Consider the following 15,074-nt stretch of genomic DNA (forward strand, 5'->3'; position numbering starts at 1 on the left):
CCTGCCGCTCGTCCGCGAGACCGTGCCCCGTCGTCGTCCGGCGGGGCACGGTCGTGTGTCGGGCGGTCCCAGACCTCCGTGGCTCCTCGGATCCACGCTCCGTCGCCGCGCACGACCCGGACGGATTCCTTTCTCGACAGGTGCACGGGCGATGGCTCCGGTCGCTCGCACGATGGCTGTGTCCCTGCGGTAGGTCCGGCAGCGCACCGATCCCGCGACCCCTTCCCGAGCCGGAGATCCTGATGTCCCGAGGTCCCGACCGACCGCTGCCCGCGTGGATGTCGACGACGGGCTCAGACTGACCCCCTAGCGTCGGCTTGGGATTGACCCCCTCTGCACGACGCTGAGGGGGTGTTGTCGGTGGAGGACTGGGCCGAGATCCGTCGTCTGCATCGGGCCGAGGGTGTCCCGATCAAGGAGATCGCCCGCCGGCTGGGGGTGGCCCGCAACACGGTGCGCTCCGCGTTGCGGGCGCCGGGCCCGCCGAAGCGGGAACGGGGCCCGCGGGGATCGCTGGCGGATGCGGTCGAGCCGCAGGTGCGGGCATTGCTGGCGCAGTTCCCACGCATGCCGGCCACGGTGATCGCAGAGCGGATCGGGTGGGAGCACTCGCTGACCGTGCTCAAGGACCGGATCCGCCAGATCCGCCCCGAGTATGTCGGGATCGACCCGGTCGACCGGGTCGCCTACGCACCGGGCGAGATCACCCAGTGCGACCTGTGGTTCCCCGAGACCACGATCCCCGTCGGCCCAGGCCAGGAACGGGTCCTACCGGTGCTGGTGATGACGCTGGGCTACTCGCGGTTCTTGTCCGCGACGATGATCCCCTCGCGCCAGGCCGGGGACATCCTGTCCGGGATGTGGCAGCTGATCAGCGACGTCGGGCGGGTGACCCGCACGCTGGTCTGGGACCGGGAGTCTGCGATCGGCGGGACCGGGCGGGTCTCGGCACCGGCCGCTGCGTTCGCCGGCACTCTGGCCACCCGGATCCGGCTTGCCCCACCGCGGGATCCGGAGTTCAAGGGGCTGGTCGAACGCAACAACGGCTACTTCGAGACCTCGTTCCTGCCCGGACGTCGCTTCGCCTCCCCAGCCGACTTCAACCACCAGATCGACGACTGGCTGGCCCGGGCCAACACCCGCACCGTCCGAGCGATCGGCGGCCGCCCGGTGGACGTGCTCGCCCACGACTACGCGGCGATGACTCCGCTGCCGCCGCTGGACCCGCCGATCGGGCTGGCCCAGCGGATCCGGCTGGCACGGGACTACTACGTCCGCGTCGATGCCAACGACTACTCCGTGGATCCGCAGATGATCGGCCGGTTCGTCGATGTCGCCGCCTCACCGCGCGAGGTCGTCGTCTACTGCGCCGGCCAGGTCGTCGCCCGTCACGACCGCAGCTGGGCCCGCCACGCGGTGATCACCGACCCGGCGCACCAGCACACCGCCGCGGCGATGCGCCGCGCCCTGGCCCACGACCGCAACACCCGACAGGCCGCAGCACGCCGTCACCTCGACGGCCACCCGGTGACCCTGCGCGCACTGCCCGACTACGACGCCCTGTTCGGTGTCGACTTCGTCTCCACTGCCGAGGAAGCGAGCAGCTCATGACAACCACACCACCGAAGATCACCACCGACCCCGCTGGGAGCTCGGGGCCGGCCGGTCCGGTGCTGGCCGCGGTCCCCGACGGACTGCCGGCGATGATCGCCTACCTGACCCGGGTCCTGAAGACCCCGACCATCGCGGCCAGCTGGGAACAGCTTGCCGCCCAGGCCCGTGAGGAGAACTGGTCGCACGAGGAGTATCTGGGCGCGCTGCTGCAGCGCCAGGTCGCCGACCGCGAGTCCAAGGGCACGGTCATGCGGATCCGCACCGCGCACTTCCCCCAGGTCAAGACCTTGGAGGACTTCAACCTCGACCATCTGCCCTCGCTGCGCCGCGACATCCTGGCCCACCTGGCCACGAGCACGTTCGTCGCCAAGTGCGAGAACGTGATCCTGCTCGGCCCGCCCGGGATCGGGAAGACCCACCTCGCGATCGGGCTCGGCGTCAAAGCCGCCCACGCCGGCTACTCGGTCCTGTTCGACACCGCCAGCAACTGGATCACCAGACTCGCCGCCGCGCACCAGAGCGGCCGGCTCGAGGCCGAGCTGAAGAAGATCCGCCGCTACAAACTGATCATCATCGACGAGGTCGGCTACATCCCGTTCGACCAGGACGCAGCGAACCTGTTCTTCCAGCTCATCGCTTCCCGCTATGAACAAGGCAGCGTCATGGTCACCAGCAATCTGCCCTTCGGCCGCTGGGGCGAGACCTTCTCCGACGACGTCGTCGCCGCAGCCATGATCGACCGCCTCGTCCACCACGCCGAAGTCCTGACCCTGTCCGGGGACTCCTACCGCACCCGCGCCCGACGCGAGCTCCTGGCCAAACACAACCGCGCCAGCAACGACTGACCATCACCACACCACGCCGGGGGTCAGTTCCAATCCGTCGCTACGGGGTCACTCCCAACCCGCCGTTGACAGTGGACGTGGGACGACGAGGTAGCGACCGCACGACGACTGCGCTTCCAGCAGTGGACCCGGTGGAACTCGTCGAGGCTGGTCGACCAGCTCGAGCAGTACCTGCACCCGGCGTTCCTCTACGTCAGCGTCTTCGGCCGCCGCTACGACCGTGACGGCTACCTGACGCTCGTCCGGAGCCTCGAACCAGGAGCGACCTACATCGTCCACCGAGCCGCGGCCCGCGTGAACGGCCCGATCGCCCAGCTCGACGGCGACTACGTCACCCACTCCGTGACCAACGACGGGGAGGACCTCTCCGAGCACACCCGGTTCACCGCAACCTGGGTTGACGGGAGCGACGGCTGGCGGTGCCTGAACCAGCAGGGAACCAGCTACGAACCCGACGACCACACGCGGGATGAGGTCGCCGCACTTCTCCGCGACCAGCAGGGCCGGTGAGCGGTCCCGCCGAGTGACGTGCCCACGTCTGGAGGCGACGTCCGCCGACGACGAGCACACCCGTGCCAGGAGCAACCGACTCATTGTGTAGGTGAGTGCCCCCGGCAGGGCACCCCAAAGATGGGAACGGGAAGACTGACCATGACCGGTGCTCATGGGATTTCGACCGTCTCGTGGTCGTCCCGTTGGGCAGCGTAGAACGCCTGCTCGTACTCGGCCGGCGGCCGGTCGTCGAGGTAGCCGTGCAGACGCGTGGTGTTGTGCCAGTGCACCCAGCCCAGCGTGGCGAGCTCGACGTCCTCGACGGTCTTCCACGGCTGCTGGCGGGCAGGTCCGCGGATCAGCTCGGCCTTGTAGTAGCCGTTCACGGTCTCGGCCAGAGCGTTGTCGAACCAGTCGCCGACCGAGCCGATGGAGGGAACCGCGCCGATCTCGGCGAGCCGCTCGCCGTATCGCACCGATGTGAATTGCGCTCCTGCGTCGGGGTGACACCGCAGCCCGTCCAGGCGGGTGCCGCGTGACCAGCGGGCCATCTCGATGGCGTCGAGCACCATGCTGGTACGCATGTGGGGCGCGACGCGCCACCCGACGATCGTGCGGGAGAAACGCGTCGACGATGAAGCAGACGAAGGCGACTCCGGCCCAGGTCGGGACGTAGGTCAGGTCGGTGCCCCACAGCCGGTTCGGCGCCTCTGCCTGGAAGCGACGTTGTACCAGGTCGGGGTGCCGGGCGGCGGCCGGATCGGGCCGGGTGATGCGAGTCTTCTTCCTCCGTCGCACGCCCTCGATCCCGGCCACACGCATGAGCCGGGCGACCTGGTCCCGCCCCACACCCAGGCCGGCGCGGTGGGCTGCCTTCCAGAGCTTGCGGGCTCGGTAGACGCGGTAGTTGTTCTCCCACAACGTGACCAGCTGGGGCGTGAGCTCCGCGTCCCGGCACGCCCGCGCCGAGAGCGGACGTGTCTTGGCGGCGTAGTAGGTGCTCGGGGCCACCTGCAGGACCCGGCAGATGGGCTCGACCCCGAGTGGCTTGCCCTCGACCACGTCGTGGCGGTGGGCGTCGATGAACACGACTACCTGCGATGCTGGCGGCCGAGCTCCGCCCCGAAGAAACTCGCCTTGGACTCAACCGGCCCGCTTGAGGATCTCGTTGGCCCGGCGCAGCTCGCGGACCTCCTGCTCCAGCTCACGCACCCGGGCGGCCTCGTCGGTACTGACACCGGGAGCGTGGCCGTCGTCGATGTCGGCCCGGTTGACCCACAAGCGCACCGACTCGATCCCGTAGCCGAGCTGCTCGGCCACCCGCTTCACGGTCCCGTGATCGTGGCCCAACTCCGCGCGCAGGGTCCGGACCATCCGCACCGCGGCGGCCTTCTCCTCGGAGTACCGACGCGTGGTCGGCCTACCCAGCGACTGCTCTCTCGGCATGGCTCCATCCTCGTTTCCAAGGTCAAGAGCCTCCACCGAACCCAGGGCGAGTCACTGAGCCTTTGCCAACCTGGTCAGGGGGACTGTTTCAAGATCGGTGTTTTCGGCCCGACACGCCGGGCTGAGGTCCGGCGAGATGGGCACGGACAGTGATGACATCGGACCTTGTGGATCCAAGCGAGGGTGACCCGAAGCCTGCTCGGCAGGCGTCGGCGGAGCGGGCCGCTGCGGCGGCGATGGTGGCCGAGGCGAAGGCGCGCGGGCTGGCGTTGACCGGCCCGGACGGCCTGTTGAAGCTCTTTACCAAGAATGTTCTGGAAACGGCGCTGAACGAGGAGATGACCGAGCACCTCGGGCACGACAAGAACCGGGCCGACCCCGGCCGGGAATCCACCAACGTGCGGAACGGGTCCCGCTCGAAGACGGTTCTCTCGGATGCCGCGGGTGACGTGGAGATCGACGTTCCGAGAGACAGGGCCAGCACTTTCGAGCCGCAGATCGTGAAGAAGCGTCAGCGGCGCCTCACAGATGTCGACGAGGTCGTACTGTCGCTGTATGTGAAAGGGATGACGACCGGGGAGGTTTCCGCACATTTCGCTGACATCTATGGGGCGTCAGTATCGAAGGAGACGGTCTCGCGGATCACCGACAAGGTCGTCGCCGAGATGAATGACTGGGTTGGTCGGCCGTTGGATTCGGTGTACGCCGCGGTGTTCATCGACGCTGTCCACGTCAAGGTCCGGGACGGGCAGGTCGCCAACCGGCCGGTCTACGCAGCCATCGGCGTCACCGTGGACGGCTGCAAGGACGTGCTGGGGCTGTGGATGGGCGTCGGCAGTGAGGGCGCGAAGTTCTGGATGAGCGTGCTGGTCGACCTGAAGAACCGCGGCGTGCGTGACGTGCTGTTCCTGGTCTGCGACGGCCTCAAAGGACTCCCGGAGGTCGTGGCCAACGTGTGGCCGCAAACCATTGTCCAAACCTGCGTCGTGCACCTGATCCGAAACACTTTCCGGCTGGTGGGTCGACAGGACTGGGACGCGGTGAAGCGCGACATCAAACCAATCTATGCCGCGCCCAACCCGAATGCAGCACTTATCGCTATGGATGAGCTCGACGAGAAATGGGGCCGTAAGTACGCGGCGATGATCCGGCTATGGCGCAACGCGTGGGAAGAGTTCGTGCCGTTCTTGGACTACGACGTCGAGATTCGAAGGGTGATCTGCTCTACGAATGCGATCGAATCGCTTAACGCCCGCTACCGGCGCGCGGTGCGGGCGCGTGGTCATTTCCCCACTGAGCAGGCTACGATGAAATGCTTGTATCTTGTGACTCGCAGCCTGGACCCGACCGGGACGGGCCGCACGAGGTGGACGATGCGTTGGAAGCCCGTGATCAACGCGTTCGCCATCACGTTCGGTGACCGCTGGCCGGGAGCCGAGACCTACTGAGCAACGACGCCGAAACACCGATCACGAGACAGGCCCTTCCCAGTAGGTGCTGGTTGATCATGTGGTTCGGTCGTGCTCGACGTGGAGCAGGACGAGCGCGGCGGCGGTGATCGCGCCGATCCGCCAGGGGCAGAAGCTGACCCGACGTAGCGCCTTGAAGGTGGTCTTGAGCAGGGAGTTCCCGCGTTCGGCCACAGCCCTGACGGCGGAGTGCAGCGTGTTGACGGTGCGTTTGTCCACCGACAGTCCGCCGCCGGTGGGGGTCTTGAACGGGCAGGTCAGGCGGGTGTTCTCACCGTCGTAGCCGAGGTCGGCGAGCACGACGTGGGTGTCGTCGGTCCAGTCCTCGATCGCGTCGAGCAGGCCGGGGTGGCCGCGGGCGCAGGTGGTGTCGTGCTCGCGGCCCGGGCGCACCGGGGAGGTCCACAACGGCCACCCGTCAGGCGCGGTGAGGACCTGAACGTTCCCGCCGTGGACGTGGTGCTTACCCGACCACCACAGATCCACTCCCGGGGTCGGTCCGGGAGTGCGGGAGCGGTCAGTGTGGATCACGGTGCCGTCGAGGTGAACGTGGGTGTGCCCGGCGGTGCGGGCCGCGAGCAGCGCGCCGGGCAGTCCAGGCGCGGCGGCGGCCAGAACGTCGATGCCTTCGTGCAGGTAGCGGTAGGTACTCGACAGGCTCAGCTGGTTGTCGGCGGCGAGCTGGGCGACCCGGGTCGCGTCGAGGAACCAGCGCAGCACCAGCACCGCGTGGCGGTCACAGTCCAGCGCCCGACGCCCGCGCCGGGTCCCGCGCCGGAGGCGTTCCTCGGCCAACAGCCGCGACAACATGGACGCGGTGGGCTCCCCGATCGGGAGCACGGCGGTGTAGGTGACAGGATCGGGCACGCGGGACCTCGGTGGTGAGTCGATCTTTGAGCGGACCGATCTCTTCTACTGGGGTCCCGCACCCTCGTTGAGCACCTCCACGCCCCCGGCGTGTCGCCGCCAGCCGCTCCCCACTACTGGGAAAGGCTCAGTGGGCTCGGCAAGGGAAGTCTGTACGGGGCATTCGGAGATAAACAGAGCCTGTTCCTGCGCGTGCTGCGCGAGTACGACCGGGCCAACGACCGGATGCTGCGAACGTGGTTGGAGCAGGCCGACCGCGCGATCGAGGTGATCCGTGGTTTCGTCACCGGACCTGTACGCGATCCCAGCGGGGAGCAGGCCCGTCGGGGTTGCCTGCTCGCCAACACCGCGATGGAGCTTTCTGTGAGCGTCTCGGAGGTGGCGGCCGAGGCTCGGCGCAGCTACGCCTCGACTACTTCCGTGTTGCTCGAGGCCGTACGGCGATCGCAGGGCGAGGGCGATGTCGCACCCCATCTCGACCCGGACCGCACCGCCCGTGCAGTGCTGGCGGGCCAGCTCGGACTGATCGTTCTCGGCCGGGTCGGTCAGGACCCGGCCACCTTGTCGGCGTTGGCCGAGACCCTGCTCGACGGGCTCCTGCCCGCACCCTGAGCGCTCTCTCGGGTGACCTGGGGCACGATGCTCGAGTTCTGGACCGGATGGTCCATATGAGATTCCCTGGACCGGACAGTCCACAACGGTGACAGGGGTATCGTGGTGAAGGTCCTGGACAACAAGGTCGCAGTCGTGACCGGCGGGAACGCGGGTATCGGTCGGGAGATCGCGCGCGCCTACCGTGCCGAGGGCGCACGGGTCTTCGTCGCAGGCCGTCGACAAGACGAACTCGACAGGGTCGAGGCAGAGTTCGGACCTGAGGTGACCGGGGTGCGATGCGACGTGGGTCGGCTCGGGGACCTCGACGCGCTCTACGCGACAGTGAGCCTTTTTCAACCTGACCAGCGAGCTTCTGCGTCAGGAGATCGCGAAGGTTGCAGCGCAACTGCTCTGACCCGAATCCGCGAGTAGGTCATGAGCTGATCTTGGTCGGCCAAAGTTGATGTTGCTTGGGTCGGGAGTTGGGTGGTGGGCAAGCGGGCGGCCCGAGTGTCGCCTCGGGTGGCGGGTTCCTGTGCTGGTCGGGGCCGGTGCGGCCGGGTCAGGACGGAGCGGGCAGGGCGCGGACGCGGGCGAGGACCTCGGCGAGTAGGTGCTCGCCGGGTGGTAGGCGCAGGGTGAGGCCGCGGGCGTGGCGCACGAGGCGGGCGGGGATGGTGATCAGCCGCCGGCGCAGGGTGGCGATCATGGCCTGGCCGCCGCGGACGCCGTGCCCGACCAGGCGCCCGTCGCGGGTGCGGGCGGTGAGGTGGTGCAGCCACCCGCTGGTGGTGGCGGCCAGGAGTGCGCCCCACATCCAGGCTCGGTTCACCGCGAGGTGTCCGGAGGGGAGGTGGCGCAGCGCGGCGCCGTGCTTGGTGTCGCGGAACAGGTTCTCCACCTTCGTGCGGTGGCGGTACCAGTACTCGGCCTGCGCGGCTGCGGCAGGTGTGGAGACGTCGAGGTTGGTCACGATGAACGAGTAGGCGAACACCCCGTCGACCTTGGCCACCGTAGCGAGGTCGTCGAGCGGGAGCGCCCGCTGGGCGGGGTGCAGGGTGCGTCGGCGCCGCGCTCGCGGGTCACCGGAGACCTGGCCGTGGTCCAGGTCGAGCCGGACCCGACGGATCAGCAGCTGGGTCGCTGCGGGCCACCAGTTCGGGCAATAGTCGGCCACCGCGACCTGCGCGCCGGTCATGTCGATCGCGTCGGTCCACCCGTCGGCCGCGACGCCGTCGAGGATGCGCCACAGCGGCGCGATGCGTCGGGCGCCGATGGCGAACTCCACGCCGACGAACAGGGCTGCGCGGGCGAGCTGCCCGGCGAAGTAGCCCGCGTCCGCACGCACGCGGACTCGCCCCGCCCGCGCCTGCGCGGGGAGCGCGGCCAGCGCCCGGTAGAACAGCTCGGCGCTGGTGGCGCGGGGGTCATCCCGGCCCGAACCGAGGTCAGCGGCCAGCACCACCGCGGTGTCGGCCCAGGTCGCGACGTGCGGGCGGGCGACCCGCTGGCCTTGGTGGTTGAACGCCACGCCCTGCTTGAGCCGGCCGTAAACCTCGACATCGGTTGTCAAGTCCCGGGTTCGATAGAGGCTCGGTTCTCACGCTCCGGCGGGTTGCCGGGCGGGTTCTGTGACGGCGTGCAGGGCCTCGTGCTCAACGGGCGGGATCAGGCCGAGCTCGCCGTGTAGGCGGCGGTGGTTGTACCAGTCGATGTACTCGGCGACGGCCAGCTCGAGGTCGTCGGTGCCTCGCCACGGGCCCCGGTTGCGGACGAGTTCAGCCTTGAACAGCGAGTTGAACGCCTCCGCCATCGCATTATCGTAGGAATCGCCGACCGACCCGACTGAAGCCACAGCGTCGACTTCGGCGAGTCGCTCGCCGTACCGCACGGCGACATATTGGACTCCGCGATCCGAATGGTGTATCAACTCGGAGAGGTCCGCGCCCGCCCGTTGCCGGGTCCAGATCCCCATGTTGAGCGCGTCCAGCGCGAGATCGGTGTACAGGTTACGAGAGAGCTGCCAGCCCACGATCCGTCGGGAGAACACGTCCATCACGAAAGCCGCGTACACCCATCCAGAGAACGTGCGGATGTAGGTGATGTCAGCGACCCACAGGCGGTCCTGGGCGGGTGCGGTGAAGTCCCGTTCGACCAGGTCCGGGCGCCTGTCCGCGCCCTTGGCTCGGACCGTGGTGCGCGGCACACGCAGCCGGGACACTCCACGGAGCCCGTTGCGGCGCATCAGTCGTTCCACGGTGCAGCGAGCGACCCGGCGGCCGCCTACTCCGCCTTCCCGACATAACGCCGCCCACACCTTCCGGCTGCCGTAGACGCTGAAGTTGTCGCGATGCACCCGTTCGATCTCTTTCAAAGTCTCGGCGTCGGTGAGTGCCCGCGCCGAGGGCGGTCGCTTCTTCGACGCATGGAAAGTGGACGGGGCGATCGGAACACCGGCGTCCTTCAACACCGCGCAGATCGGCTCGACCCCGAACTGTGTCTTGTTCTCCTCGATATAGTCGAGGACTACCTGCTGGGGCGGTCGAGCTCCGCCGCGAAGAAAGCCGACTTGAGAATGGCGTTCGCCCGGCGCAACTCCCGAACCTCACGTTCGAGCTCTGCGAGCCGGGTCGCGTCGTCGGTGGTCGTGCCCGGCCTGGTGCCGTTGTCGATCTCGACCTGCTTGACCCAGCCCCGCAGCGTCTCCGGGTTGATCCCCAGCTGCTCGCCGATGCGCTTGAAGATGTTCCCGCCCGCGGACGCCGGGTCGGCCTTGGCGTCCAACACGAGCCGGATCGCTCGCTCCCGCAGCTCGTCGGGGTACTTCCTCGGGGCGGCCATCGGTCGATCATCCTCCAGGCTTGATGGTCTCCATCAAACCCGGGACGAGACAAGGTCCGGCGAGATGGGCACGGACAGTGATGACATCGGACCTTGTGGATCCAAGCGAGGGTGACCCGAAGCCTGCTCGGCAGGCGTCGGCGGAGCGGGCCGCTGCGGCGGCGATGGTGGCCGAGGCGAAGGCGCGCGGGCTGGCGTTGACCGGCCCGGACGGCCTGTTGAAGCTCTTTACCAAGAATGTTCTGGAAACGGCGCTGAACGAGGAGATGACCGAGCACCTCGGGCACGACAAGAACCGGGCCGACCCCGGCCGGGAATCCACCAACGTGCGGAACGGGTCCCGCTCGAAGACGGTTCTCTCGGATGCCGCGGGTGACGTGGAGATCGACGTTCCGAGAGACAGGGCCAGCACTTTCGAGCCGCAGATCGTGAAGAAGCGTCAGCGGCGCCTCACAGATGTCGACGAGGTCGTACTGTCGCTGTATGCGAAAGGGATGACGACCGGGGAGGTTTCCGCACATTTCGCTGACATCTATGGGGCGTCAGTATCGAAGGAGACGGTCTCGCGGATCACCGACAAGGTCGTCGCCGAGATGAATGACTGGGTTGGTCGGCCGTTGGATTCGGTGTACGCCGCGGTGTTCATCGACGCTGTCCACGTCAAGGTCCGGGACGGGCAGGTCGCCAACCGGCCGGTCTACGCAGCCATCGGCGTCACCGTGGACGGCTGCAAGGACGTGCTGGGGCTGTGGATGGGCGTCGGCAGTGAGGGCGCGAAGTTCTGGATGAGCGTGCTGGTCGACCTGAAGAACCGCGGCGTGCGTGACGTGCTGTTCCTGGTCTGCGACGGCCTCAAAGGACTCCCGGAGGTCGTGGCCAACGTGTGGCCGCAAACCATTGTCCAAACCTGCGTCGTGCACCTGATCCGAAACACTTTCCGGCTGGTGGGTCGACAGGACTGGGACGCGGTGAAGCGCGACATCAAACCAATCTATGCCGCGCCCAACCCGAATGCAGCACTTATCGCTATGGATGAGCTCGACGAGAAATGGGGCCGTAAGTACGCGGCGATGATCCGGCTATGGCGCAACGCGTGGGAAGAGTTCGTGCCGTTCTTGGACTACGACGTCGAGATTCGAAGGGTGATCTGCTCTACGAATGCGATCGAATCGCTTAACGCCCGCTACCGGCGCGCGGTGCGGGCGCGTGGTCATTTCCCCACTGAGCAGGCTGCGATGAAATGCTTGTATCTTGTGACTCGCAGCCTGGACCCGACCGGGACGGGCCGCACGAGGTGGACGATGCGTTGGAAGCCCGTGATCAACGCGTTCGCCATCACGTTCGGTGACCGCTGGCCGGGAGCCGAGACCTACTGAGCAACGACGCCGAAACACCGATCACGAGACAGGCCCTGGACATCACATCTAGCCCGGGGCTTTCATCGCGGTTCGCCGAGCGGGGCGTGTCAGAAGGCTGGAGGGTGCCACTGACCAGCAAGGATGGGGATTGCTGAGGTCCCGTATCCGCGCGAATCAGGAGCACCCTCCAGGTGAAGAAGGCTATCGGGTTCTACTCGTGCCCGGACATCGACACGGCCGCGACAGCGGTGGTGTCGCATGCCGGGACGAGGCTGCTGACCGAGACCATCGGCAAGGTCGGGCTCGACCACGCTCTGTCGCAGGCGTTGGAACCGTGGCGGCCGCGGTTGGCGGTGCACGACCCGGCGAAGGTCCTGCTCGATCTCGCGTTGACGCTGGCCGCCGGCGGGGACTGCCTGTCCGACATCGCGCTGTTGCGTGCGGAGCCCGCTCTGTTCGGTCCGGTGGCCTCAGACCCGACGGTCTCCCGCACGGTAGATCGCCTCGCCGCCGACTCGACCGCGGTGTTGGCGGCGATCGATGCCGCCCGCGCCACGGCTCGGGCGAAGGTGTGGGCGCTGGCCGGTTCCGCCGCTCCCGACCACCAGACGGACGCGGCGAACCCGCTGGTCATCGACGTGGATGCCACCCTGATCACCGCCCACTCGGACAAGCAGGGCGCCGCACCGACGTTCAAGAAGGGCTTCGGGCACCATCCGTTGTGGGCGTTCTGCGACCACGGCGCGGCCGGGACCGGTGAGCCTCTCGCGGCGCTGCTACGCCCCGGGAACGCCGGGTCGAACACCGCCACCGACCACGTCACCGTCATCCGGGCGGCGCTGCGCCAGCTCCCCGACCACCGCCCGGGCAACCGTCCCGGCCGCAAAGTTCTGATCCGGGTCGACGGCGCAGGTGCCTCGCATGAGCTCCTCGACTGGCTGGCCGGGCAGCGTCTGTCCTATTCAGTCGGCTTCGGGCTGTCCCAGGCTCTGGTCGACCAGCTCGCCGCGCTCCCGGCCACGGACTGGCAGACCGCGCTCGATGCCGACCGCGAGCCCCGTCCCGGAGCCTGGGTCATCGAGGCGACCGGCCTGATGAACTTGACCTCCTGGCCGAAAGGGATGCGGGTGATCGTCCGCCGCGAGCGCCCGCACCCCGGCGCGCAGCTACGGATTGCGGTTCCCCCATGATCGGGGAGGCATCAGCTATAAGGGGTAGCGATGCCAGAGGTACGGAAGCGCTACGACCGGGAGTTCCGTGACGGAGCGGTCCGGGTCGTGGAGGAGACGGGCAAGCCGATCGCCCAGGTCGCCCGTGACCTGGGGGTCAACGAGGGCACGCTGGGCAACTGGGTGGCCCGTGCACGAGAGGCCCGCGAGGACACCGAGGGCCTGTCTCGCGGCGGCGTCGAGGAGCTCAAGCGGCTGCGCGCGGAGAACGCCGAGCTGCGGATGGAGCGTGATGTCCTCAAGCGATCCGTGGTCCTGTGGGTCAAGGAGGCGACGAAGTGAGCGTGGCCCGTTTCATCGCCGACCAGAGGACCTTCCACCGGGTGCCGCACACGCTGGCCTGCGCCCTGTTGGGGGTGTCGATCTCCTGGCTGTACAAGTGGCTCGACCGCGCCGCGCGTTCCGACGGTGGTGCCACCGCGACCGAGAAGCGCCGCTGTGCGTGGGACGCCGCCGTGGCCGTGGCGTTCGACGACGCCCAGCGGCTACACGGCTCACCCCGTCTGCACGCCGACCTGTGTGAGGCCGGATGGCGGGTGTCGGAGAAGACCGTGGCGGACTCGATGCGCCGCCAGGGCCTGGTCGCCCGCCGGATCAAGCGGCACAACGGGCTGACCCGCCAGGACCGCACGGCGCCGAAGTTCCCGGACCTGCTTCGTCGGGGTTTCACTGCGGCCGAGCCGAACCGCAGATGGGTCGGGGACATGACCGAGATCCCCACCGCGGCCGGGAAGTTGTATCTGGCCACGGTGATCGACCTGTACTCGCGGCGGCTGCTCGGCGCGGCCACGGGGCTGCACCCGAACGCCGAGCTGGCGTGTGCGGCGATCCGGATGGCGGTGGCGGCCCGCGGCGGGGCGGACCGAATCGCCGGGGTGATCTTCCACACCGACCGCGGGTCGACCTACACCGCGGGCGCGTTCACCGCTCTGTGTCGGCGGCTCGACATCCGTCAGTCGATGGGCCGGGTCGGGTCGTGTTTCGACAATGCCGCGGCGGAGGCGTTCTTCTCCAGCCTGGAGTGGGAAGTGCTGTCCCGCAACGACTTCGACACCATCAGTAGGGCGCGGGCGGCGGTCATCGACTGGTGTTACGGCTTCTACAACCACCGGCGGCGACACAGTGCCGCCGCCGGGCTCTCACCGATCAACTACGAGAACGCCGCCCTCACCCGAGACGCGGCATAAGAACCCTCCACGATCTCGGGGGAACCGCAGATCACCGACCCGGACGGGTTGCGCTACACTGCATTCGCCACCAACACACACCCCGGTGGAGCGGGCCGCCAACTCGCCGACCTCGAGCTACGACACCGCCGCCGGGCCCGCGCCGAGGACCGCATCCGGGCGGCGAAGGACACCGGGCTGACCAACCTGCCCTTGCACGAGCTCGACCAGAACCGGATCTGGCAGGCCGTTGTCGCGCTCGCCTGCGAGATCACCGCCTGGGCGCAGATGCTCGCCTACACCGACCACCCGGCGCGGCGCTGGGAACCGAAACGACTCCGGCTGCGGCTGTTCTCCCAGCCCGCACAGCGAGCCCGGCACGCCCGCCGAACCGTCCTGCACCTGCCCGCCCACGCACCCTGGGCCAGGCTGCTCTGCGAAGGCCTCGCCCGGCTGCGCGCACTCGCCGTCCCCGGCTGAGCCCGACCCCGCCGTCACGACGACCCAGGACCCCGACCGGACCAGTGGAAACCGGCGCCCACCCGAGCGACCTCGGCTGAACTGTCACACCCGCCAGGCAGAATCAGCGCCACCACACCGACGAGCACCGGCACCGATCTTGAAACAGTCCCTGTCGATCAAGCCGGGACTGCCCGACGAAAGATCCGGGCTAGGACTGGCCGGAGCTGCTGCCGGTATACGGCTTCGGTGATGGCCGTACCGCTGTGCCGGACCAGTCGTGAGATGTGCTCCAGTGGCTTCCGGAGTCCGAGAGCAGCGAGACGAAGCTGTGCCGCATTTCCCCGGGGGGGGGGGGGTCCACTCGGCCGCGTTCAGGCCGGCGACGGGCGACCCTGCGGAATGAGCGGCGGACGTTGTGGGCGTCGATCGCCGATCCGGTTCGGGTGGCGACGACCGGCGAGTCCGGTGCACTGTTTCCTCGCCTCGGCCGAGCTCGACCGCCGACTTCGGTGATCGTCGACCAACTCGACGATCATCGGGACCGTGTCGGGGTCGAGTCGGTCTGCGGCGACCACGACGCGCGCGAGATGCACCTCTACCTGGAGGAGCGCTTCACCTTCCGCGCCGTCGAACTGAGGCGGGCGTGCGCCCGCGCCGGCTCGCGTACCCACCGAGCGTGCCCGTCCTGATC

At 68.4% G+C, this 15,074-nt stretch carries 12 protein-coding genes, 4 pseudogenes and 2 other annotated features; of the genes and pseudogenes, 12 read left to right on the forward strand and 4 right to left on the reverse strand.

From position 1 onward, the window contains the following. The first annotated feature begins 351 nt into the window (after positions 1–351). The 3 genes from istA to XF36_RS30040 all read left to right on the forward strand — a co-directional run bounded on the left by istA (position 352) and on the right by XF36_RS30040 (position 2,969). Positions 352–1,611: an IS21 family transposase gene (istA, locus tag XF36_RS04905; RefSeq protein WP_145981219.1), complete on the forward strand. Its 1,260-nt coding sequence runs from the start codon at positions 352–354 to the stop codon at positions 1,609–1,611. Next, positions 1,608–2,459: an IS21-like element helper ATPase IstB gene (istB, locus tag XF36_RS04910; protein ID WP_060713594.1), complete on the forward strand. Its 852-nt coding sequence runs from the start codon at positions 1,608–1,610 to the stop codon at positions 2,457–2,459. Before istA ends, istB begins: the two co-directional genes overlap by 4 nt. Positions 2,460–2,630: 171 nt before the next feature. After that, positions 2,631–2,969 (forward strand): nuclear transport factor 2 family protein, encoded by a 339-nt coding sequence (locus XF36_RS30040; RefSeq protein ID WP_238589283.1) that lies wholly within the window; start codon positions 2,631–2,633, stop codon positions 2,967–2,969. 152 nt (positions 2,970–3,121) lie between these two features. Here XF36_RS30040 and XF36_RS04920 read toward each other — a convergent pair. Continuing rightward, positions 3,122–4,397, reverse strand: a pseudogene (locus tag XF36_RS04920) (IS3 family transposase). Beyond that, positions 3,954–4,088 (reverse strand) — a sequence feature (AL1L pseudoknot). (Overlaps the previous pseudogene by 135 nt.) Positions 4,398–4,633: 236 nt before the next feature. On the opposite strand from XF36_RS04920, the gene XF36_RS04930 reads away from it, so the two are divergent. Continuing rightward, on the forward strand, positions 4,634–5,845 hold the full coding sequence (locus XF36_RS04930) for an IS256 family transposase (RefSeq protein WP_422662584.1): 1,212 nt from the start codon (positions 4,634–4,636) through the stop codon (positions 5,843–5,845). A 57-nt stretch (positions 5,846–5,902) separates the two neighbouring features. On the opposite strand, the gene XF36_RS04935 is transcribed toward XF36_RS04930, so the two are convergent. Continuing rightward, entirely contained in the window at positions 5,903–6,676 is a 774-nt protein-coding gene (locus tag XF36_RS04935) for an HARBI1 family protein (RefSeq protein WP_060714430.1), read from the reverse strand. Positions 6,677–6,823: 147 nt separating this feature from the next. Between XF36_RS04935 and XF36_RS04940 the strand changes: the two genes are divergently transcribed. Together XF36_RS04940 and XF36_RS30045 are read left to right on the forward strand one after the other, a co-directional pair. Beyond that, positions 6,824–7,345 carry a TetR/AcrR family transcriptional regulator gene (locus tag XF36_RS04940; protein WP_202968476.1) on the forward strand — a complete coding sequence of 174 codons (522 nt, stop codon included), beginning with the start codon at positions 6,824–6,826 and terminating at the stop codon, positions 7,343–7,345. A 102-nt stretch (positions 7,346–7,447) separates the two neighbouring features. Beyond that, positions 7,448–7,759 carry an SDR family NAD(P)-dependent oxidoreductase gene (locus XF36_RS30045; protein ID WP_238589130.1) on the forward strand — a complete coding sequence of 104 codons (312 nt, stop codon included), beginning with the start codon at positions 7,448–7,450 and terminating at the stop codon, positions 7,757–7,759. 130 nt (positions 7,760–7,889) lie between these two features. Here XF36_RS30045 and XF36_RS04945 read toward each other — a convergent pair whose 3' ends face one another. Both XF36_RS04945 and XF36_RS04950 read right to left on the reverse strand, forming a co-directional pair. After that, positions 7,890–8,900 (reverse strand): transposase, encoded by a 1,011-nt coding sequence (locus XF36_RS04945; protein ID WP_145981260.1) that lies wholly within the window; start codon positions 8,898–8,900, stop codon positions 7,890–7,892. Positions 8,901–8,927: 27 nt separating this feature from the next. Beyond that, positions 8,928–10,168: pseudogene (locus XF36_RS04950) on the reverse strand (IS3 family transposase). After that, positions 9,765–9,893: a sequence feature (AL1L pseudoknot), on the reverse strand. Its footprint overlaps the pseudogene before it by 129 nt. 164 nt (positions 10,169–10,332) lie before the next feature. Here XF36_RS04950 and XF36_RS04960 point away from each other — a divergent pair. The 6 genes and pseudogenes from XF36_RS04960 (at position 10,333) to XF36_RS04985 (ending at position 15,072) form a co-directional block, all read left to right on the forward strand. Then, positions 10,333–11,544, forward strand: coding sequence for an IS256 family transposase (locus XF36_RS04960; RefSeq protein ID WP_238589343.1), 1,212 nt, complete (start codon positions 10,333–10,335; stop codon positions 11,542–11,544). A 173-nt stretch (positions 11,545–11,717) separates the two neighbouring features. Then, positions 11,718–12,698, forward strand: a pseudogene (locus XF36_RS04965) (IS1380 family transposase); the annotation flags it as partial. 48 nt (positions 12,699–12,746) lie between these two features. Beyond that, entirely contained in the window at positions 12,747–13,037 is a 291-nt protein-coding gene (locus XF36_RS04970) for a transposase (RefSeq protein WP_060710840.1), read from the forward strand. Then, the gene (locus XF36_RS04975; RefSeq protein ID WP_060711072.1) at positions 13,034–13,942 is read left to right on the forward strand and encodes an IS3 family transposase; all 909 of its coding nucleotides are present in this window, start codon (positions 13,034–13,036) and stop codon (positions 13,940–13,942) included. The genes XF36_RS04970 and XF36_RS04975 overlap by 4 nt, the downstream gene beginning before the upstream one ends. Positions 13,943–13,969: 27 nt before the next feature. Further along, a pseudogene (locus tag XF36_RS04980) lies at positions 13,970–14,401 on the forward strand (transposase); the annotation flags it as partial. Positions 14,402–14,796: 395 nt separating this feature from the next. Then, the gene (locus XF36_RS04985; RefSeq protein WP_145981261.1) at positions 14,797–15,072 is read left to right on the forward strand and encodes a hypothetical protein; all 276 of its coding nucleotides are present in this window, start codon (positions 14,797–14,799) and stop codon (positions 15,070–15,072) included. The last annotated feature ends 2 nt before the right edge of the window (positions 15,073–15,074 follow it).

The sequence above is a fragment of the Pseudonocardia sp. HH130629-09 genome (assembly GCF_001294645.1).
GTDB lineage: Bacteria > Actinomycetota > Actinomycetes > Mycobacteriales > Pseudonocardiaceae > Pseudonocardia.

What these genes read in the sequence shown, in the direction of transcription:
- istB (WP_060713594.1), top strand. Translation starts at nt 1,608, where the DNA reads ATGACAACCACACCACCGAAGATCACCACCGACCCCGCTGGGAGCTCG.
- XF36_RS04930 (WP_422662584.1), top strand. Translation starts at nt 4,634, where the DNA reads ATGGTGGCCGAGGCGAAGGCGCGCGGGCTGGCGTTGACCGGCCCGGAC.
- XF36_RS04935 (WP_060714430.1), bottom strand. Translation starts at nt 6,676, where the DNA reads ATGTTGTCGCGGCTGTTGGCCGAGGAACGCCTCCGGCGCGGGACCCGG.
- XF36_RS04960 (WP_238589343.1), top strand. Translation starts at nt 10,333, where the DNA reads ATGGTGGCCGAGGCGAAGGCGCGCGGGCTGGCGTTGACCGGCCCGGAC.
- XF36_RS04970 (WP_060710840.1), top strand. Translation starts at nt 12,747, where the DNA reads ATGCCAGAGGTACGGAAGCGCTACGACCGGGAGTTCCGTGACGGAGCG.